The organism is Flammeovirga sp. SubArs3, from assembly GCF_947387565.1.
GTDB lineage: Bacteria > Bacteroidota > Bacteroidia > Cytophagales > Flammeovirgaceae > Flammeovirga > Flammeovirga agarivorans.
In genome coordinates, this window is record NZ_CANDOA010000014.1 from 25,153 (window position 1) to 46,745 (window position 21,593).

Below are 21,593 nucleotides of genomic sequence, written 5' to 3' on the forward strand. Positions count from 1 at the left end.
TACCTCTTGTCTAAATAAAGTAGTACCTCAAATAGACGCTAAAAAGTTGAAATATAATAATTACAAGGGTTACAAAACGTTACAAACGAAAAAAGGACAGAGATTTCTCCCTGTCCTTGTTGATTGACGATAACTTGCTTAGGTTCACAAGCTATCAAGATTAATATAGATAAGACTAGATTAATGTTTTTTATTCCCACTCAATAGTTGCTGGTGGCTTTGAGCTGATATCATATACCACTCTATTTACACCTTTCACTCTATTGATGATATTATTACTTATTTCAGCTAAGAAATCATATGGTAAGTGTACCCAATCTGCAGTCATACCATCTAAAGATGATACTGCTCTTAAAGCTACTACTTTTTCATAAGTTCTTTCATCACCCATAACACCTACTGACTGTACAGGTAATAACATAGCACCTGCTTGCCATACTTGATCATATAAACCATGGTCTTTTAAACCTTGGATAAAGATATGATCCACTTCTTGTAGGATCTCCACTTTTTCAGCTGTCACATCTCCTAAGATTCTAATACCTAGACCAGGACCTGGGAAAGGATGACGACCTAAAATTTCTTGAGGGATGTTTAGTGTTTTACCTACTAAACGAACTTCATCTTTAAATAAAGTGTTTAACGGCTCCACTACTTTTAACTTCATGTAGTCAGGTAAACCACCCACATTATGGTGTGATTTAATTGTTGCAGAAGGTCCTTTTACAGAAACAGATTCAATCACATCTGGATAAATTGTTCCTTGGCCTAACCATTTTGCATTTTCTACCTTCTTTGACTCGATTTCGAAAACGTCAACGAATACTTTTCCGATAGCTTTTCTTTTATCTTCCGGATCTGTTTTACCTTCTAACTCTGCATAGAATAAATCTTTAGAGTTTACTCCTTTTACATTCAGGCCTAAACCATGGTAAGATTCTAATACAGATTCGAATTCGTTTTTACGTAACAAACCATTGTCTACAAAGATACAATGTAAGTTAGGTCCAATTGCTTTGTGTAATAAAACTGCTGCAACTGATGAGTCAACGCCACCTGATAGTCCAAGGATTACTTTATCATCACCTAACTTCTCTTTTAACTCAGCAACTGTAGCATCTACAAATGACTCAGGAGTCCAGTCTTGCTTACATCCACATACACCAACAACAAAATCTTGTAACATGAATTTGCCATCAGTAGAGTGAGTTACTTCTGGGTGGAATTGAATTCCGAAAGTTTCCTCACCAGTGATTCTGTATGCTGCAACAGGAATACTGCTTGTACTTGCAATTACTTTAAAGTTTTCTGGAAGGTTAGTGATTGTATCACCATGAGACATCCAAACCTGAGATTCTTCAGGTACCCCTTTGAACATTGGGCTTGTGTGGTCAATGAAATCAAGGTTAGCACGACCGTATTCACGGTGCTCTGAACGTGCAACTGTTCCTCCGTTTTGATGGGCAAGCATTTGCGCACCAAAGCAAACACCTAGTAAAGGCATTTTTCCACGGATTTCCGATACGTCGAAGTTCGGTGCATCTTCTTCTAAAACTGAGTGCGGGCTACCTGATAGTATAACACCTTTGTACTCAGAATGATCAATCTTTGGTTCGTGGTTGTAAGGGAAAATCTCACAATAAACATTTAACTCTCTAACGCGTCTAGCAATTAATTGAGTATACTGCGAACCAAAGTCGTAAATTAGGATCTTGTCCATATTATTGGAAGTATTCAGAGATTAATTTATGATGCATGCAAAGATGACGTTTTTTATTGAAAAAATGATGTTTCTTATACGATTTCTATAATTATTTACACTAAAAAACATACGTAATAAAGAAAAAAGGCCACTTACCGAAATAAGTGACCTTTAACATATTATTATATCAAACTAATCCAAGATTAGTTAACATCCCACCAAACTTTATCAGTATAGTTGTTTGCTGGTACATTTTCAGCATTCAAACCTTCCTCATCATTTGGATAGTAACCTCTTGTTGGGATTGCAGTATTACCAATAGTAATTGCAGCTGCAGGAACAGTTAATTGAGGGTAATCTAAACGTCTCCACTCAGACCACGCTTCAACACCTTGTCCATAAAGAGCAACATATTTAGCTTCACCAATTGATTTCTTCCAATTAGCAGCATCATAAGTTACAGTTGCTAAATAAGCATCTTTATCTGCTTCTTCAACACCCCATGCATCCATAGACGCTGCAATAGCTTCTTTGAATACTGTTTCAGCGCTACCACCGATAACACCTCTTTGGATTGCCTCAGCTTCAATAAATTTCAATTCAGCATATGACATTAAGATTGCAGGTTGTTGCTTAGCTCTGATACCTGGCAAATCTTGCTCGTCTTTAGTTGCACCTGAAGGACGAGAAGTTTTACCGTCTTTAGAAGCTTCTAAAGACTCAGCATCAGTTAAACCAAATGGTAAACCAACATACTCATCATCAGCGTTCATTGCAGCATATAAACCTAAACGAGGATCGTTCATAGTTTTCATATGCTCAACAAAGAATTCAGTTACTGAATAATCATCACGATTATCTTGAGTAACATTAACCCATAATGGGTTTGCTAATTGAATTTGGTTATCGAATACCAATGTAGCATTGTCTGCATTTGATTCGAATTTGTCAGCAGCAGTAAGCGCTTGTTGTAAGAAAGTTGATGCACTTCCGTTAGCATCAATCATTCTAATTGCAACTCTTGCTTTTAATGCATTTGCAAACTTCTTCCAAGAATCGATATCATTATCATAAATGATATCACCTTGATTAAATGCAGCATTTGTGTTATCAAGCTCTGAAAGTGCCTCATCTAACTTAGAGATAAGATCAAGATAGATATCTTCTTGAGTATCATAAGCTGGAGATGGGTACTCTGCAGGGTTTAATGCTTGAGAATAAGGAACTGATCCCCAAGTATCTGTTACAATTTGAAAAACGTGAACTTTCAAGATTTTCACAATTGCAAGCATGTTTTTCTTTTCAGCTTCTAACTGAGGAGTTACAGCTTCAGTTTCACCTAAAATTCTTTCAACTTCAGTTAAGTCTTTTAGAGAATTAGCATAATAACTTTGCCATGAACCTGTGAAGTATGCTTTGTCATGTTGGTATCTTGACTCTGAAGCATATTGGTTTTGTCCCCAGTATTGTACTAGTAACATACCCCATTCTGCGTTCATTGCTGTACCCCAAGTTCTATCTGCTAATGCAAACTGACCTTGTGTTAATAAGTTCTCTACTGGAACTGAAGTTGGGTTGTTAGGATCGACGTTCATTTCCTCGAACCCGTTGTCACACGATGACAGACCTAATACTGCGGCCGCGGACAATGTATATAATAACTTTTTCATTTGAATCTAATTAAATAAAGATGGTCAATCTTATAATTTGAAGCTCAAGTTAAAGCTGAATGAACGAGTTGCAGGAGTTTGCGCGTTCTCTAAACCTTGAACGTTTGAAGTAGTCGTTACTGCTTGAGGATCTAAGTAAGGGATCTCAGAGTGGATTAACCATAAGTTACGACCAACGATGCTGAAGTTTACATCTCTAAATGGTAATTTAGAAACAACTTTGTTTGGTAATTGGTAACCGATTGAAGCTTCACGTAATTTCACGAAAGAAGCATCAAATACGTTAGGAGCAGCCATGTTCCAGTAAGAACCATAGTAAACTTGAGGGCTTACAGCAATATCGTTTGCAGAACCATCTTCTTTAACACCTTGTAATACCATACCGTTTTCACGGATACCGCCTTCAGCAGTTTCTGGTAATAAACCAGAGTACTTAGCCCATTGTAATGAAGTTGAGTGAATTTTACCACCCATTTGAGCGTCAATTAATGCTGAAACAGTTACACCTTTGAATGAGAATGTGTTACGGATACCACCTGTCCAATCTGGCATTACTGATCCTAAGAATACTCTATCTTCAGTAAATTGGTAGAAACCGTTCGAGTCAACAACTCTTTGACCTTGGTCATTGTAAACATAGTCATTACCGTAGATTGACATGTAAGGCTCATTCTCTTTGATTCTTAAGTCAGCAGCCCAAGTACCACCCATACCGATATATGGTAAGTTTGGAGCTAACTCAACAACTTTGTTATTGATTTTAGAGTAGTTCACTGCGATATCCCATCTGAAACCTGAGTTTGTTTGAATAGGAGTACCAGTTAACATTAATTCAATACCGTTGTTGTTCATTGAACCTGCGTTCAAGTATCTTGAAATGTAACCTGTAGTTGGTGACACATCAACTGATACGTTTTGATCTCTTGTAGTTCTGTTGAAGTAAGCAACGTCAACACCTAAACGACCGTTAAAGAAACGCATGTCTAAACCGAATTCGTACTCTGAAGTAGTTTCAGGAAGAAGGTTAGCGTTGTTTTGAGTGTTAGGTACAGTATATCTTTGATTTCCTGCGAAAGCTGGAGTTAATGGCTCATATACATCATATAAAGAGTAAACTGGTGCACCGAATGCAGACTCACCATATGAAGCTCTTACTTTAGCAAATGAAATTACTTCTGAGTTTTGGAAAGCAGGTAGTTCAGAGAATACAAATGATGTACTTACTGAAGGATACAACTTAGAGTTGTTATCTGTAGGTAGAGTTGAGAACCAGTCATTTCTTAATGAAGCATCAACGAATACCATGTCCTTATAACCAACTGATCCTGAGAAGAAGATTGAGTTGATTGCTTGCTCTCTTTGGTAAGTGTCTGTAGTAGCTGGAGAAGCTGAGTTATTTACATTCCAGAATCCATCTAATGGAAGACCACCATTTGTTTCAGTAGTAGTTCTCATGTACTTTCTAGCCATCATGTTACCACCTAAGATACCATTAACAGAGAATTCACCGAAACGATTGTCATACATTAAACGACCTTCGAAGTTATCTTCAGACTGTGTTCTTACTTCTTCTTTGTAAGAAGAAACATCTACACCACCTGGACGACGACCTTCATAGAAAGTATGAGTATATCTATCTGTTGAAGCTCTACCTACAACTTTAAGACCTTTAGCTAAATCATAAGATAATGTCATGTTACCCATTAAACGGTCACGAGTATCACCTTGGATGTTTTCGAAACGTACCCAATAAGGGTTATCGAAGTAGTTAGGAGATAAGTTTGTTGGGCTGATGATGTTCCAAGTTCTTTGAGAACCATCAACTGACTTATAATTTTGTAGACGATCGAAGTCTAATTGTGTTTGCCACCACTGAGTAAAACCTTGCATTACGTTGTTGTTATCGTAACCTGTTGCAGTTCTACCTGAAGCATCTTGATTAATATAAGAAGCAGAAACTGAAGCTTTTAATTTATCTGATAAATTATAGTTAGCGTTTACAGTAAAAGTGTTCTTATTTAAAGAAGAGTTTGGCATAATACCAGAAGAGCTGTTATTAGTGTAACCTAAACGGAAAGCACCTTTATCATTACCACCTGATAATGAGAAGCTGTTATTGAAAGTCTTACCAGTTTCGAAGAAATCTTGGTATCCTTTATTAGGAGCTACCCAAGCTCTAGTTTGTCCGTAGTTTTGTGTATCATTTGGATCAAATGAATCCCAGTGTCTAACCATTAAGTTAGGATCATATTTAGGACCCCAAGAACCATCTAATGCATAGTTTGGTCCAATGATTCCATCATAGTCGTACATTCCATCAGCACGGTCGCCATTGATTGAACCACCACCATAAATCTGTTGGTGCTCCATCATGTTAACTGCGTTTTCCAAAGTTACACCAGTACTTACTGAAAGACCGATACCTGTGTTTCTTTTACCTGATTTTGTAGTGATAAGGATTACACCGTTTGCACCACGAGCACCATAAAGTGCAGATGCTGTAGCACCTTTTAAAACTGACATTGACTCAATGTCCTCTGGGTTGATATCTGAAGCTGCGTTACCGTAATCGTAAGCACCGCCACCAAAACCTCTATCTTGACCTGAAGCAGCGAAGTTAGAGTTATCGATTGGCTGACCATCTACTACGAATAAAGGTTGGTTATCACCTAAGAATGAGTTTACACCACGAATTGTAATACGAGATGAACCACCCAAATTACCTGCAGTACCTTGTACTTGTACACCTGCAACCTGACCCGCTAACGAGTTTACTAGGTTTTGCTCTTTTGACTGAGTTAAAGTTTCACCAGAAACTTCTTGCATTGCATAACCGATTGATCTTTCTGATCTCTCAACACCTAACGCTGTTACTACAACTTCTTCTAGTTGCTCAACGTCCTCTTCTAAGTCGAATGAAATTGTAGATTGAGTACCTACTGTTTTCTCTACTGTTTTGTAACCGATCAAACGATATTGTAAAACTGGATTGTCACCAGAAACCATTAGACGATAGGCACCATCGATATTTGTAACGGTACCTTGAGACGTCCCTTTTACGATAACTGTAACACCTGGTAGTGGCTCCCCTGTTGGGTCATTAATCACACCAGTCACGGATCTCTCTTGAGCGAATGTAAAAATCACGCTCAACATAAGAGATGTTAGCAAGAGTGCTTTTCTCATGATAAAAAAATAATTGAATTGGAACTTAAAGTTTAGTCCTAGGCTAAGATTGAAATTCACCTATTGTGTCGGACTGTTGTTTTTCTTATTGAATTGGATAAAAGGTTAATGGACTAGCTCGTAGCAATACAAATTAAAAAATTGCTAGCCATAGATTTGATTGAATTTAAAAGTAGAAATGCGATCATATAGTATTATGAAAATTAAGTTAAATAATTGAATGTTTAAATAGTACAGTAATGTGGTTTTCAAAAGCCACATTGCAATTATATAACATTAACTTTAATTATCTAAACAATTGTTATAATTTTTTCACATTTAATTCACGACAACATTAGCATATTACCATATAAATCTTAGAATAGTACAATACTATACGACTGATTAGCAGTGATTTAATAGAATAGTGCAACTTATATTTCAAAAGTTAATATTTGAAAATAATTCTACACCTAACACGTTGCACCTAAATATTTATTAAAATAAAAAAGCAGGTTACCAAAAATGATAACCTGCTTCAATGGTCTTAACTAACTATCTATACAGATAATTAGAAGTATATTACTTATTAATATCCCCAGTTGTTCTCAGGAATATTAGGATTTGCCAACATTTCACGTTCCGGAATAGGGAACCAAGTTTGCTGTCCTTCGTTATTTACACCACCTTCAACCGTTGGATCTTCTGTAGCGATCTCAACACCTGTACGGTCAGTAACAACTACTTCTTGCTTAGTTCTTCTTAAATCCCACATTCTGTGACCTTCAAAAGCGAACTCTTTTGCAGCCTCATTGTATACATCTTGCAATGTTACAGTAGTTACATCAGTATAACCAACGATACGATTCTGTCTTAACTCATTGATTGCAGCTGCAGCCAATGTTGTTTCACCCTTAATCAAGTGTGCTTCAGCTTTTGCTAACAACACTTCAGCATAACGTAATAACTTAGGAGTATGAAGACCAATAGTATTATCATGACTATAGTACTTCATGATCCAGTTTAATGTAGAACCGTCTTTATCTGCTGTTTGATAGATAAGCGTTTTACCAATCTCTTCAGAAGCCTCAAAACGAGCATCATTTACTACACCACCTAAGATTACAGTATCAGGGTGAGCATGGAATAATAATGGTGAAGCAATGTAATCACCATACATACCAGCATCTGGAGAACCATAAATGTTACCATAGTTGTTTGAACCACGACCTTGGTTAGATGCGAACTTCAATTCGAAAATTGTCTCAGCTCCACCTTCTCCTTGGTAGTAATCAAATAACTTATCGATTGGTGTTAAAGTATAATTTGCTGAAAGCTCATCCGCTAAGTTGATAATCTCTGTAGCATTATCACTTGCTTTTGAAGGATTCAACTCATTCTCAAATAACATAACACGGATCTTTAATGCTTTAGCAGCATCTACAGTAGCGTTAATTTTTGATGTATTTGAGATATTCTTAATTGCATTATCGATATCAGCATATACCTGAGTGAAGATCTCAGAACGGCTTGCCAACTCTGGCTTAAGAGCAATAGCTTCTTCTACTGTAGTTGGAGCAGAAAGTACTAATGGTACACTACCGTATGCTTTTAATAAATCAGTGTAAGCAAAAGCTCTTACGAAATATGCTTGACCAATTGCATTAACTACATCTGAATCTTCCATATCTAACCCTTCAGCTTGAAGGATTAGGTTTGCATTTGAAATTACTTCGTAGATCGCATCAAAAGTGTTTTTATCAGCATCAGATCCAGTTGTTGCAAAGTTCTTTTTCAACTCGTAGTGAAATTCAAAACGCCCACTTGTTGAAGGAGCTGCAGAAATTAAATCTGTTCCGATATCACCGTACAAGTTGAAGTTACGACCATAGTAACCCATTTCTTGCATTCTGTTATATAAACCTCCTACAAGGTCTTGAGGCAATACAGACTCGATGTTTTCTACATCTACGTTTTGTTGAGGTTCAACATCTAATGTACAAGAAGACATTGCTCCCACTAGTGCTGCACCTAATAATATTTTATATAATTTCATTATTCTCTAAGCTAAAGTATTTGATAATTTACTCGTTACAGTATGATCTAAATTAGAATGATACTGTTAACCCTCCTGTAAATACTTTTCCTTCTGGGTATTCGAAGAAGTTGATTCCTGTTGGATCCACTGTTGTTGGAGTGAAACCTTTGTAATCAGAAAGGATGAATAGGTTTTGAGCTGAAGCATAAATTCTTACGTTGCTCACTTTTGCTTTACTTAATAAGCTCTTAGGTAAAGTATAACCTAATGTTACATTTCTTAATGCTAAGTAGCTACCGTCCTCTAAGAATCTTGTAGAGTTTTGTTGGCCACCGTTTAAGCCCCAAGCTGGGTTATCTGAAATGTCACCTTCTTTTTCCCATCTATCTGCAGTATATGCTGACTCAAGCATGTTGTATGGATACCAAGCGTCAGAATCAGTATATCTACGAGTAGAGTTGTAAATCTTGCCACCTACTGAGTAAGTTAAGAAGAATGAGAAGTCAAATCCTTTGTAAGCAAAATTGTTAGTCATACCACCAATTGCTTTAGGGTAAGGATTACCACTCTCAACTCTTTGTGCAGCACTATATGAAGTAGTTGCCCATCTTCCGTCTTTTTGGAAGTAACCAGCTTTACCTGTGTGATCCTCACCGTCATTTACATACCATGAAGCAGCACCTGTTGTTGGATCAGCACCAGCCCACTCTCTTAAGAAGAATGTTCTCATTGAAGAACCTACTCTAGCGATTTGAGTTGAACCAATTAGGATATCTTGATCGTTATCTAAACGAGTAATTTCGTTTTTGTTTAGTGAGATGTTGAAGTTAGTTGTCCAAGTAAACTCACCTCTGATGTTTTCAGTATTCAATTGGAATTCCCAACCTGAGTTTCTCATTGCACCAATGTTACGACGAGCAGATTCGAAACCAGTTGTACCTGATAACTGTTGGTTTAATAATAAATCTTCTGAATCTTCGATGTAGTAATCAACATTTAATGTGATTCTATCGATGAAAGTAAGGTCAGCACCTACGTTAAATTTCTTTCTCTTTTCCCATGTTAAATCAGGGTTAGATAATTGAGTATAGTACGCTGCAGAAGCATTGTTGTAGCTTGAGTAAGCATATAAACCTCTAGCTTCGAAGTTACCGATTTCAGCATTACCAGTTACACCATATGAAGATCTTACTTTAGCATCAGTTAAGATTGTGTTATCTTTCAAGAAGTCTTCTCTTGAGATATACCATGAAGCTGAAGCTGAGTAGAAGTCACCCCATTTGTTGTTAGCAGCAAACTTAGAAGAACCATCACGACGGTAAGAAGCAGTCGCATAGTATTTTCCATCATAGTTATATTGTGCTTGACCTAAGAATGACATGAATCTGTATTCAGTTTCATAACCACCTACTGATACAGGCTTAGCTGCATTGTCTAAGTTTTGTAATCCTGTTGGGAAACCTTCACCGTAAGCGTTGATACCATTCACTTTGTTTGATTGGTATTCAAAACCACCGATAGCTGAGATATTATGAACATCATTGATTGTCTTATCGAAAGTTAATAATGATGTATTTGTTAGAGTAGTACTTACACCCCATGAGTTCGACTTAGAACCACCTGTTGATCTACCATCATATGATAAAGCAGAAGTATAGTAACCAAACTTCACGTCCTCAACGTTTACTGCGTTTGTTTGACGGAATGCTAACCAATCATTGAAACGGTAGTTTAATTTACCGATTAACTGACCTGTAGTAGATTTAGTTCTACGAGGGTTTTTATCTACGTCATGGATAAAGTTCGCGTTGATAGGGTTATCATCTAACCAAGCTCTTGGAGTACCGTCAGGGTTAAATGGATTAACCGTAGGAACACTCATATAAGTACCTAAAAGAGGAGACGAGAATAAGTTACCGTCAGAAGCATCTAATTGATCAATGTATGATGCGTTACCAATAAATTGGATATCTAATTTATCATTGAATTTATGATCTACATTGAAACGAGCTGAATAACGTTGGAAGTCTGAACCAACTAAGATACCTTCTTGGTCATAGTAACCACCTGATACTAAGAATTTAGTTTTCTCATCACCACCTCTCATTGAGATTTCGTATGAACTTGTTCTACCTTGACGGAATGAATGATCACCCCAATCAGTATTAGCATAAGAACCATCTTCTTTAACACCGCTTACATATTGTACGTAATCTGCTGGAGTACCTGTACCGTAGTAGTTAGCTAAACCTTTAGATTGTGCTTCTACATACTGATCAGCGTTCATTCTTTTAGAGTTACCTTCATATACTGAAGAAACACCTTGCTTAGTACTGAAAGTAATTTGTGTTTTACCTGAAGCACCACCTTTAGTAGTTACTAAGATTACACCATTTGCTGCTCTTGCACCATATAAAGCTGTAGCAGCTGCATCTTTTAAGATTTTTACATCTTTAATATCTTCTGGGTTTAAGTTCGCTAATGGATCTCTTTCCCCTTGCTGATTTGCAGAGATGATATCTGATGATGTTTGGATGACACCGTCAATTACATATAATGGATCAGATGAAGCATTTACTGAACCTACACCACGAATTACGATGTTTGATTTAGAACCTGGCTGACCAGATGAAGCGTTAATGTTTACACCTGCTGCTTTACCTTGTAATGAGTTAGCAATGTTTGGTGTAACAATGTCTGTTACGTTCTCAATCTCTGGAGTGTTCGTTGCCATATCTTTTTTAGCATAACCAACGACTGTCACCTCTTCTAATTGTTCAGCATCTTGTTCTAAAGAAACGCTGAATTTTGATTGAGATCCTACTTTGATTTCTTGAGTTGCATAACCAACGAAACTGAATACTAATACAGTTTGTTCGTCTGCCATAATAGAGAATTTACCATCGAAGTCTGTGATAGTACCTTTTGATGTTCCTTTAACTACTACAGTTACGCCAGGAAGAGGTTCACCCGCCTCACTTACTTGACCTGTAACAGTTCTTTCTTGTGCTAGAGCACTTACTACAAAACCGATAGTAAGTACCATTAGAGATAGAAGTCGTCTGTACATAAAATTAAACTAATTAAGCTAACAGATATTCATCAGTAAAAGATATAATAGGTTTAAAACAGGTTAATCAAATTACAAGATGAATGGATTAATTGAATTGGTCCTCAAGAGAAATTGTTTGTATTTAATTCGAAACTTAAAAAATCTCTTAATTAACCTTAATGATATAATGCAATATTAACACTGAAAAATTTAATTGTTTGCTTATTTTTGGTTAATGGTTGTAAATAAAATAAACCAAAATATTAAACACATGAAATTTATACTGATTATCAGTTAATTATATTAATTTCAGCTATTTACTTTTATTTAAAATTTTCTTTAACAGTAAGATAATTTTCACAAAAACAACACACACAACTATATTAGAATAGTTCAATAATTATATTTCAATATTTAACATCTTATTGAAATATATATTCATAATAAAAGTTATTGACAAAACTTTTTCCGGCAATAAAAAACAAAATCAAAATAACATACACCTAACACTGATTACTACACAACATTTACAATGTTAGATGTAAACAAAAAGAGCCACCTCAAACAGGTAGCTCTTTTCTTTATCAATTAAGTGTTTTGCTTATCTATCACCTCCTGCCCACCAGACTTGTTCAGTGTAGATAAAACGCCCATCACCTTGAGCATCTCTTACAAATGTATTGTTGTTTACATCGTCTGCTCCATATGTGAATCTTAATGGAAATTTAGTTGGTTGAGGGTTTTGTAAAGTAATATAATCCCCTTCTCCCATAACATTTAACCTTCTCATATCAGCATATGCTTCTAATGACTCCACAATGAAAGAAGCGATATATTTTTCTTTCATAATATATTTTGCATCAAAGCTTTCACCTGCAATTGCTGCTATATATGCAGTAATATCTGCTGTTTCTATTGCCGCAGCAACCATTGCTGCTTGAATTGCTTCTTCAGCAGCTGCTCTACCAGTACCAGCTGACATTCTCTCTTTTGCTTCTGCTTCCAAGAACTTCAGCTCATGAAAACTCATTAAGTAAGTTGGTTGTACTGAATTAGAAAAATAACTTGAAACACCATACAAACCTTGTAATTGAGTCGGTTCACCATTTGGAGCAAATGCTAAACTGTCAGCATTATCCGGATGAGGTACAAAATACTTGGCAATCCTTGGGTCAGCAGCATTCATATTATCTCTTAAACTTGTACTTGCACCGTACATATCTCTTTGTTGGAAAAGAAGATAATATGGATTGTATGATGTTGCTCCATTATAAGTATAACTTGCCTGTTCCGATGCATCAGCAAAAGATTGTCCTGCAAATGAAACTACATCACTATAAGTATACTTACCTGGATCGATATACGATAAACGCATAGTATATCTAGCTTTTAAACCATAAGCTAACTTTTTCCAATAGGTCTGCGGGTCTGTTTGGATACCGTAAATAACATCTTGAGCTCCTAAAGGATCGAAAGTTGTAGTTTTATCAAAGTTGGCAATTGCCGCATCTAATAATGTAAAAACATCTTCATAAATGGCTTGTTGCTTATCTAATTGAGGACGTAAATATTCCGTTGGACGCAGTGCTTCTGTCCAAGGCACATCTCCACAAGCATCAGTTAATACTGCCAAGTTATAAGCCATCATTACCTGAGCAACACCTAGAGTATGGTAATTACCGTCTTCAATTCCCCCTTCGGAACACTTATCAATAACATCTTTTAAATCTCTCATTGCTGTATAAGAAGAGTTCCAAGCATTATTGTATGTTGTTGATTGAATCATTGATGCATCGTTTCTGATCTCAGCATTATAGAACTGATTGAAAATACCAACGTGATGTTCAACAAAAAGAGAAGCATAAAAAGCGTAATCGCCATTAGTTACTGATACTACAGACCTGTTTAAAGCATCCGTGATAATCAGTCTTGAGGGTACATTTGCGGGGTTATTAGGGTTCTTATTGATTTCATCCATTATCTCATCTGTACAAGACAATGAAATCCCACTTAAAACCAATAAGAAAATATATTTCAATGTTTTCATTATTCTAGAAAGTCAAGTCTACTCCGAAACCAAAGCTATTCGTATTAGGCATAGAGAATCTTTCAAAAGATCCACCCATGTTCGTATTACCTTGAGAAGACTCAGGGTCAAAGTTTGGCAATGCTGTCCATAAAAGAATGTTTCTTGCAAATACAGATAAACCAATTGCAGTTGTTCCTTTAATCACTTTTTCAGGGAATTTATATCCTAAAGAAAGCTCTCTCATTTTTACAAATGAGTTATCATAAATGTATGCTTCATCTATATTACCTTCGATATCAGAATATAAATATTGATAAGCTTGCGGATCATTCTCTCCACCTCTTTGTATGTCGTTTTTCGTTCCATCTAACTTATATCCATCGTAGATAAATGGAGTTGTTCTGTCTTCTGTAGTTGATAATACACCATAAAGGTTACCTAAACCGTTAGAACCAGAATACATTTCACCACCATTTTTCCATTCGAATACAGCTGCTAATGTCCAAGACTTATAAGAGAAGTTTGTCGAGAAACCTAAGATAAAGTCTGGATTCACATCACCAATAATACCCGGCTCACCAGCAAGTGGCATACCTCTATAAGGTGAATTAGGATCTTCTTCTACCAAAACTCTTCCTTGATCATCTCTTTGGAATGTAGAACCATAAATTACTGGATAAGCATACCCTGCCGCTGCCCTTACTTGTGGCGTTACATAACCACCAAGGAAGATACTTTCAACGCCATCTGCTAATTCATCTACGAAACTGACAATACGAGAGTAGTTCACATTGATAGCCCAGTTGAAATCTGTAGTAGATACAGGTACTAATGTCAATGTTACCTCATGTGCATCTGTATGAAGTTTACCACCATTGGTATATAATTCAGAGAAACCTGTTGATGATGATAAAGGAACTGCAAAGATTTGATCTGTTACATTCTGTCTAGAGTAAGTATATGATAACGAGATTCTGTCATCAAAGAACCCTAAATCTGCACCTAACTCATATGATGCTGTATTCTGAGGCTTTAATCCTGGATCATAAATCTGAGGGAACTGAGTATATGAATTAACATTACTATTATTGATATTCAATGGATAGTTAATTGGTGTTGGATTTGTCCACCAACCTCCTCCATATGATGGAGTATAATAGTAGTTTTCATAATAATCACCTGCCTGACCTACTTGTGCGAATGAACCTCTAACTTTCACTAAAGAAACTTGATCAACATTTCTCAAGAAATCAAATTCACTCAATACAACACTCGCCGAGATAGATGGATAGAAGAATGATCTTGCTCCAGATGGCATCGTAGAAACATAGTCATTTCTACCTGTTGCTGTTAAGTAGAATAAGTTATTATAGCTATAAGTTAAACTTGCAAAGAAACCTACAGTTCTTGTTCTTCTTTGTGTTTCATTTGCGGTAACAACATTTGCATTCGAGATATGCTTCCAACCACCGAAGTTAAAATCATTACCATCTTCAGTATATGTTTTTAACCTTGTATCGTTTAACTCATTACCTAAAATAACCTGAAAGTTATTCTTGTCATTTATGTCATAATTGAAATTAACTGTCGCTAATGAGTTCATTACATTATTGGTTACACCATAATTTGACATGTAACCCGCACCACTTCTATGACCATATTCAAAAATATCCTGATAGTGAGTAGTATAAGTATCAATACCTAATTGGTATTTCACTCGAATATCCATCTTATCATTGATATCTGTTTCATATTGGATATATGCATTACCATAGAATCTATCCGTACGTTCGTTAAATACATTATTTTGTGCTGCCCAATACGGGTTATCAAAAGTAGGAGAACGATAATAGATTTGTTTGTATGGATCATCAGGCTCATGGTAAGGAATTCCTTTTAAATCATACGATGTTGGAGCTGCATACACACCTGCTAATGATGCATCATTACCGGCTGACAACTTATCGATATCAGTTTGAACATAGTTCGCTGAAACACCTGTTGAGAAAAAGTCATTTACAGTTGCATCAAACTTACCTTTCGCATTGTATCTATTCATACCTGTTGCAGCGGCAACACCTTGTTGAGTCGTATTTGAAAGGCCGATACTATAATTAGCATGCTCGGTAGACTGACTTATACTTGCTGAAGAGTTGATGGTATGACCTGTTTCAAAATAATCATTAAAGTTATCGTATAAACCAGGTTCTACCCAAGGATCCAATCCTGCTCTTGCTCGCTGGTCTACATAGTACTTTCCTTGTTGACCTTGTGAATTACCCCCTACGTTAGGATCATTTGGCAATTCAGATAAAAGCGGTCCCCAAGCCATTGAACTGTAAGCACTATAGGCTCCACTATAACCTTGAGCATAAGTTTTTTGATAATCCGGTGTTCTTGAAACTTTTTCGAAACTCGTAAAGTTTGATATACGAACAATGGGTTTTCCTGCTTTACCACCCTTACCACTTTTGGTCGTGATAATAATTACACCATTGGATGCTCTAATACCATATAATGCAGCTGCTGCCTGACCTTTAAGGATATTTATACTTTCAATATCGTTAGGATCAATATCTACTGCTCTATTTGATATATCTGCACCTGTTACCGAGTTACCTGTTGAAACGTCTGCCTGTGAACTAATAGGCATACCATCTACTACATATAATGGAGTATTATTTCCAGTAAACGATCTTGCACCTCTAATATTAATTTGAGTTGAAGCACCAGGCATACCTGATGAAGGTTTAATATCTACACCTGAGATTTTACCTTGCATTGATCCAGCTAAACCAGGGTTACCTGTTTGTACAAGTTCTTCTGTTTTCACATCCTGTACGGCATAACCAAGTGATTTTTTATCAGATTGTTGACCTAGTGCTGTTACTACAACTTCATCTAGCTCTTCAGCATCTACTTCCATTGGTACATTAATAACAGATTGAGTTCCTACAGGAATTTCTTGAGTAGCATATCCGATAAAACTAAACACCAGTGTACTACCTTCAGATACAGATATGGAATATTTACCGTCTAAATCAGTGATGGTACCCGAATTAGTACCTTTCACAACTACAGTAACCCCGGGCAGAGGTTCAGCACCATCTGATATGGTACCAGTAACGGTTCGTTCTTGGGCCATAGCATTGCAAACCATATATAGCAATGCTACAAATAGTAATAAATTCTTTTTCATGAAATTGAGAAATAATTGAGTTAATGGGATATTTTCATTTAATCGAAAAGAAAATTGTCAATTCAAGTCGTTAAATATTTAGTTTTTGGAGTCCCGATTGAAGAAAGAATAAATTAAGACGTGTCAATGAAATGTTTATAATTGGTCAAAATATTAAATTTTTAAGTATAGTTAGATTTAAGGTTACTATTTAAATTTACTAATTTCAGTATCAAGAAGATAACTATTAACAGATTTACTTTAAGGAATACAATTGTAAATGAAATCGATACAATTAAAGCTATTTTGATAATTCATTAAGCTTAAAAAGGACACTATTTCTTTAAAACCTACAAGGGTAAGTAGTTACTTTATTCTATAATTTTTTATAGTCAATATTGATGAAATAGCACCTTTCATCACAATCCTAATATGATACTTCATTAACTCAGTAAATGCATTGTTATAGTTTCACTACCGAATTATTATTATGTATTAGATCACTTTTTCATTTTCAAATTGAATTCTAATTAGATTATTGGGTTGTGGTGGATAATAGGATTATAAACTCTGTATCTATTTAATAGAGTAATCTCTCATTTTCAAGAATTTGTAGTACAAAAAAAGAGGGATTCTTTTATAGATCCCCCCTTTTATTAGAAAAGTGTAAAATGTTACGACCATATCACTCCTCTTTTTATAAAATTTATAATTTTGATATGTAAGTACTAGAAAATCAACAGCATTTCTCAGGTTCTTTTAATGCATCATCGATAATCTGATCTACATATTTATATCCTACTTCTTTAGCGGAAACCACTTTTGTACTTGAAAGAACCAATGATGCACTTTCACCCAATATTGTTTTCAAGACAAACCCAGGAACATTAGGTAAAAAAACTGGTCTATTAAGCTTCGTTCCTATCGCTTTTGTTAGCTGTTCATTAGTTACAGGATTTGGAGCTACAGCATTAATAATTCCTTGCACTTCAGTATTATCTATACTATAGATAAAAAGGTTGGATAAATCCCTAAGTGAGATCCATGAAATCCATTGCTGTCCATCTCCAATGGGTGATCCTACACCAAATTTTATAGGCATCATCATTTTAGGTAATGCTCCCCCTTTTTCCGTTAGTACTACTCCAATTCTTAATTGAACTAATCTACTTCTTTGAAGTTTTTGCTGTTCTGTTTCCCATTGATTGACAACATCAGCAAGAAAATCGTTTCCAACCGCACTGTTTTCATCACAGGTTTTATCTTTTTGATCACCATAAAAACCAATTGCAGAGGCACAAACGACTGTCTTTGGAGGATTTTCCATACTATTGATTTTATCCATCAATAAATGAGTAGACTTCGTTCTACTTTCTAATATTTCTTTTTTTGCTGTATCAGTCCATCTTCCATCACCGACACTTTTTCCAGCTAAATGGATCACAGCATCAATATCCTCGAGTGCTTTATCGTCAATAAAGTCATTTTGGATATCCCATTTATATCTTTTATATCTCGCATTAAGGTCCTCTTTTCGAGACAACCATCTTACTTCATCTCCTCTGCTGTATAACTTGTCGGATATCTCTTGCCCAACTAACCCAGAGCCTCCAGTGATCAGAACTTTCATGTTTGTAATACTTTAATTGATGCTTTTCATTAAAACTTCCAAACTTTAATTTTGTTTGCATTACATCAATGCTCTAACTAAGTTAGAGAGAATTTTAGACTTCATCGATTTTATTTCCAATATGAACAAACTATCACTATTCATTTGTGCCTTTATGGCCATTGGAAATGTTCTGTTTGCACAAGAAACTTTTACTATTAATGGTGTCAGGGATGATAGAAGTAATTTCTATGCATTTACCCATGCAACAGTTCATATTTCCCCAACAAAAACACTCAATAATGCATCCATCGTGATAAAGAATGGAAAAATTCAGAGTGTGAATTCCTCCAATGATATTCCAAAAGGCGCTGCTGAAATTAATGTTGAAGGAAAACATATTTACGCGTCCTTTATTGATGCTAATTCTAGTTATGGTATGCCAGAAGTAAAAAAAGGAAGCTTTTGGTCGTTCTCAAAACCAGAAAATATTGGTTCCCAAAACCCTAAGGCCTACAACGCAAATGATGCCATCAATGCCAATACAAATGCAGCAGACTTATTTAAGAGTAAAGAATCAGATGCCAAAACTATGCGTTCTATTGGTTTTGGCACAGCAGTAACTTTTTTACCTGATGGTGTCGCTAGAGGAACATCTGCTTTAGTTACTTTCGGGAAGGGCAAAGCCAATGAGTTAATGCTTGATTCTAAAGTGGGAGCACACTATGCTTTTAGCAAAGGGTCTTCTCAACAAATGTATCCTGTATCTACAATGGGGTATGTCGCATTGTTACGTCAAACGTATTATGATGCCCAATGGTACGCTGCCGGCGGACATGAACAATTTACAGATTTAACTTTGGAAGCTTTTAACACCAACCAAAGTTTACCTCAATTCTTCTTTGCACAAGATCGTTTTGATATTGAAAGAGCTGCAAAAGTGGCCAATGAATTCAACAAGACATATATCTATTTAGGTAATGGAGATGAATATCAAGATATCGTTTCAATAAAGAATTTAGGTAGTGCTATTATTGTACCTGTTAATTACCCTCAGGCATTAGATGTAAAAGACCCGATTGACGCGATGAATGCGAGTTTTGCAGACATGAAACATTGGGAACTTGCCCCTACTAACTTATCTGTTTTATCAAAAGCAGAAGTTGAGTTTTCTATTACTACAAGTAAACTTAAAAAGAAGGGTGATTTCCTTAAAAATATAAGATTAGCGGTAAAGCAAGGACTATCGGAAGAAGATGCATTAGCTGCATTAACAACAGTACCTGCCAAATTTGTTAATGCAAGCGACCGCTTAGGTACATTAGAAAGTGGAAAAATAGCTAACCTGATCATCACTTCAGATAATATCTTCGAAAAAGGCGATATTCTTGAAAACTGGATTAGAGGTAAACGCTTTGTGGTAAAATCATGGAATCAAGATGATTTCAGAGGCGATTATACCTTACAAGTAGCAAATAAAAAGTATCAATTAGAGGTAACTGGAGATACACCTCAATCTACAAAGTGGAAAATTAACATTAATGATTCCACTACATTGGATACAAAGGCAAAAATACATGACGGAATGCTGACCCTATCTTTTGCTGCAGATACTAGTAAAAGTGCACACCAAATTCGTTTGTCAGGATGGGCTGATCAGAAAGGTAATTTCTCAGGAGAAGGAAAAGATATTGCTGGCAATTGGCTAAAATGGTCGGCTATAAAGGACACTAAACCTGAAGAAACATCAGAAAAGACAAAAGAAAAAGACACCAACAGTACTACCGACGCTGTAGGATCGGTTATTTATCCTTTCAATGCTTATGGAAGTGATCAAGTTCCTACTCAAGAGACCATTTTAATTACTAATGCAACTGTCTGGACTAACGAGAATGAAGGAATTCTAAAAGATACCGATGTTCTGATCAAAGATGGTAAGATTGCACAAATAGGAAAAAGGTTAAAAGCCAATAAGAAAACTAAAGTTATTGATGGTACAGGAAAGCACCTTACTGCAGGTATTATTGATGAACATTCTCATATTGCTTTATTCTCGGTAAATGATGTAGCTGTAATGTCTTCAATGGTACGCATGAAAGATGTTATCAATCCAAATGATGTCAATATCTATCGTCAATTAGCGGGAGGTGTTACTTCGGCTCAGTTACTACATGGGTCTGCTAACCCTGTAGGCGGACAATCGGCTATCATTAAATTACGATGGGGAAAAACAAACCCTAATGATATGTTATTCGAAGGAGCAGAACCTTTTATCAAGTTTGCTTTGGGTGAGAATGTCAAACGTTCTAGTTGGCCAATGTCCCATCGTTTCCCACAATCCAGAATGGGAGTTGAAGCTGTATATATTGATGGGTTCAGTAGAGCAAAAGCTTATGATCAGGCTCAAAAATCATTTGATGGTGATGGCTTAGCGCCAAGAAAAGATTTACAATTAGAAGCACTTGCACAGATTGTAAATAGTGAACGTTTTATTTCTTGTCACTCTTACGTACAATCAGAAATTAATATGCTAATGCATGTTGCCGATCAATTTGACTTTAATGTAAATACTTTTACTCATATTCTTGAGGGATATAAAGTAGCTGATAAAATGGCAGCACATGGTGCAGGAGCATCAACCTTCTCAGATTGGTGGGCCTATAAATTTGAAGTGTATGAAGCAATTCCTCACAATGCTGCATTAATGGCTAGTCAAGGTGTTACAGTAGCTATTAATTCGGATGATGCTGAAATGGCGCGTCGATTAAATCAAGAGGCCGCAAAGTCTGTAAAATATGCTGGTATGCCTGAAGAGGATGCATTAAAAATGGTTACGTTAAATCCTGCAAAGCTTCTTCATATAGATGATCAAGTAGGATCCATAAAGGTAGGTAAGTCTGGCGATGTTGTATTGTGGACTGATCACCCATTGTCCATTTATGCCAAAGCAGAATATACAATGATTGATGGTACCATTTATTATTCGATGAAAAAAGACGAACAACTACGTAAAGCGATGAAAGCTGAGAGAGCTCGTCTGGTCAATAAAATGCAAGAGGCAGAAAAGAATGGAGCTTCTGTAAAAGAAGTGGCTCCAAAAGCTAACCACTTATTACACTGTGACCATCTACACCTTGATTAATTTTAAAG

At 36.0% G+C, this 21,593-nt stretch carries 9 protein-coding genes; 1 reads left to right on the forward strand and 8 read right to left on the reverse strand.

Annotated features, from left to right (window positions below):
- Positions 1–190 precede the first annotated feature (190 nt).
- The 8 genes from guaA to QL232_RS25045 form a co-directional block, all read right to left on the reverse strand.
- Positions 191–1,720 (reverse strand): glutamine-hydrolyzing GMP synthase, encoded by a 1,530-nt coding sequence (guaA, locus tag QL232_RS25010; protein ID WP_168885377.1) that lies wholly within the window; start codon positions 1,718–1,720, stop codon positions 191–193.
- Positions 1,721–1,905: 185 nt separating this feature from the next.
- Positions 1,906–3,372 (reverse strand): SusD/RagB family nutrient-binding outer membrane lipoprotein, encoded by a 1,467-nt coding sequence (locus tag QL232_RS25015; protein ID WP_168885378.1) that lies wholly within the window; start codon positions 3,370–3,372, stop codon positions 1,906–1,908.
- Between the two features lie 30 nt (positions 3,373–3,402).
- Positions 3,403–6,558, reverse strand: a complete 3,156-nt coding sequence (locus tag QL232_RS25020; RefSeq protein ID WP_281616224.1) for a SusC/RagA family TonB-linked outer membrane protein — start codon at positions 6,556–6,558, stop codon at positions 3,403–3,405.
- A gap of 568 nt (positions 6,559–7,126) precedes the next feature.
- On the reverse strand, positions 7,127–8,593 hold the full coding sequence (locus tag QL232_RS25025) for a RagB/SusD family nutrient uptake outer membrane protein (protein ID WP_281616225.1): 1,467 nt from the start codon (positions 8,591–8,593) through the stop codon (positions 7,127–7,129).
- 52 nt (positions 8,594–8,645) lie between these two features.
- Entirely contained in the window at positions 8,646–11,621 is a 2,976-nt protein-coding gene (locus tag QL232_RS25030; protein WP_281616226.1) for a TonB-dependent receptor, read from the reverse strand.
- A 607-nt stretch (positions 11,622–12,228) separates the two neighbouring features.
- A complete protein-coding gene (locus QL232_RS25035) occupies positions 12,229–13,674 on the reverse strand; it encodes a SusD/RagB family nutrient-binding outer membrane lipoprotein (protein ID WP_168885382.1) in 1,446 nt (481 codons plus the stop codon).
- Positions 13,675–13,678: 4 nt separating this feature from the next.
- The gene (locus QL232_RS25040) at positions 13,679–16,855 is read right to left on the reverse strand and encodes a SusC/RagA family TonB-linked outer membrane protein (RefSeq protein WP_281616227.1); all 3,177 of its coding nucleotides are present in this window, start codon (positions 16,853–16,855) and stop codon (positions 13,679–13,681) included.
- A gap of 715 nt (positions 16,856–17,570) precedes the next feature.
- On the reverse strand, positions 17,571–18,464 hold the full coding sequence (locus QL232_RS25045) for a TIGR01777 family oxidoreductase (RefSeq protein WP_281616228.1): 894 nt from the start codon (positions 18,462–18,464) through the stop codon (positions 17,571–17,573).
- A gap of 121 nt (positions 18,465–18,585) precedes the next feature.
- Between QL232_RS25045 and QL232_RS25050 the strand changes: the two genes are divergently transcribed.
- Entirely contained in the window at positions 18,586–21,585 is a 3,000-nt protein-coding gene (locus QL232_RS25050) for an amidohydrolase family protein (protein WP_281616229.1), read from the forward strand.
- Positions 21,586–21,593: the final 8 nt, after the last annotated feature.

Excerpts from the sequence above, each read along its gene's own strand:
- guaA (WP_168885377.1), bottom strand. The coding sequence starts at position 1,720 with ATGGACAAGATCCTAATTTACGACTTTGGTTCGCAGTATACTCAATTA.
- QL232_RS25015 (WP_168885378.1), bottom strand. The coding sequence starts at position 3,372 with ATGAAAAAGTTATTATATACATTGTCCGCGGCCGCAGTATTAGGTCTG.
- QL232_RS25020 (WP_281616224.1), bottom strand. The coding sequence starts at position 6,558 with ATGAGAAAAGCACTCTTGCTAACATCTCTTATGTTGAGCGTGATTTTT.
- QL232_RS25025 (WP_281616225.1), bottom strand. The coding sequence starts at position 8,593 with ATGAAATTATATAAAATATTATTAGGTGCAGCACTAGTGGGAGCAATG.
- QL232_RS25030 (WP_281616226.1), bottom strand. The coding sequence starts at position 11,621 with ATGGTACTTACTATCGGTTTTGTAGTAAGTGCTCTAGCACAAGAAAGA.
- QL232_RS25035 (WP_168885382.1), bottom strand. The coding sequence starts at position 13,674 with ATGAAAACATTGAAATATATTTTCTTATTGGTTTTAAGTGGGATTTCA.
- QL232_RS25040 (WP_281616227.1), bottom strand. The coding sequence starts at position 16,855 with ATGAAAAAGAATTTATTACTATTTGTAGCATTGCTATATATGGTTTGC.
- QL232_RS25045 (WP_281616228.1), bottom strand. The coding sequence starts at position 18,464 with ATGAAAGTTCTGATCACTGGAGGCTCTGGGTTAGTTGGGCAAGAGATA.
- QL232_RS25050 (WP_281616229.1), top strand. The coding sequence starts at position 18,586 with ATGAACAAACTATCACTATTCATTTGTGCCTTTATGGCCATTGGAAAT.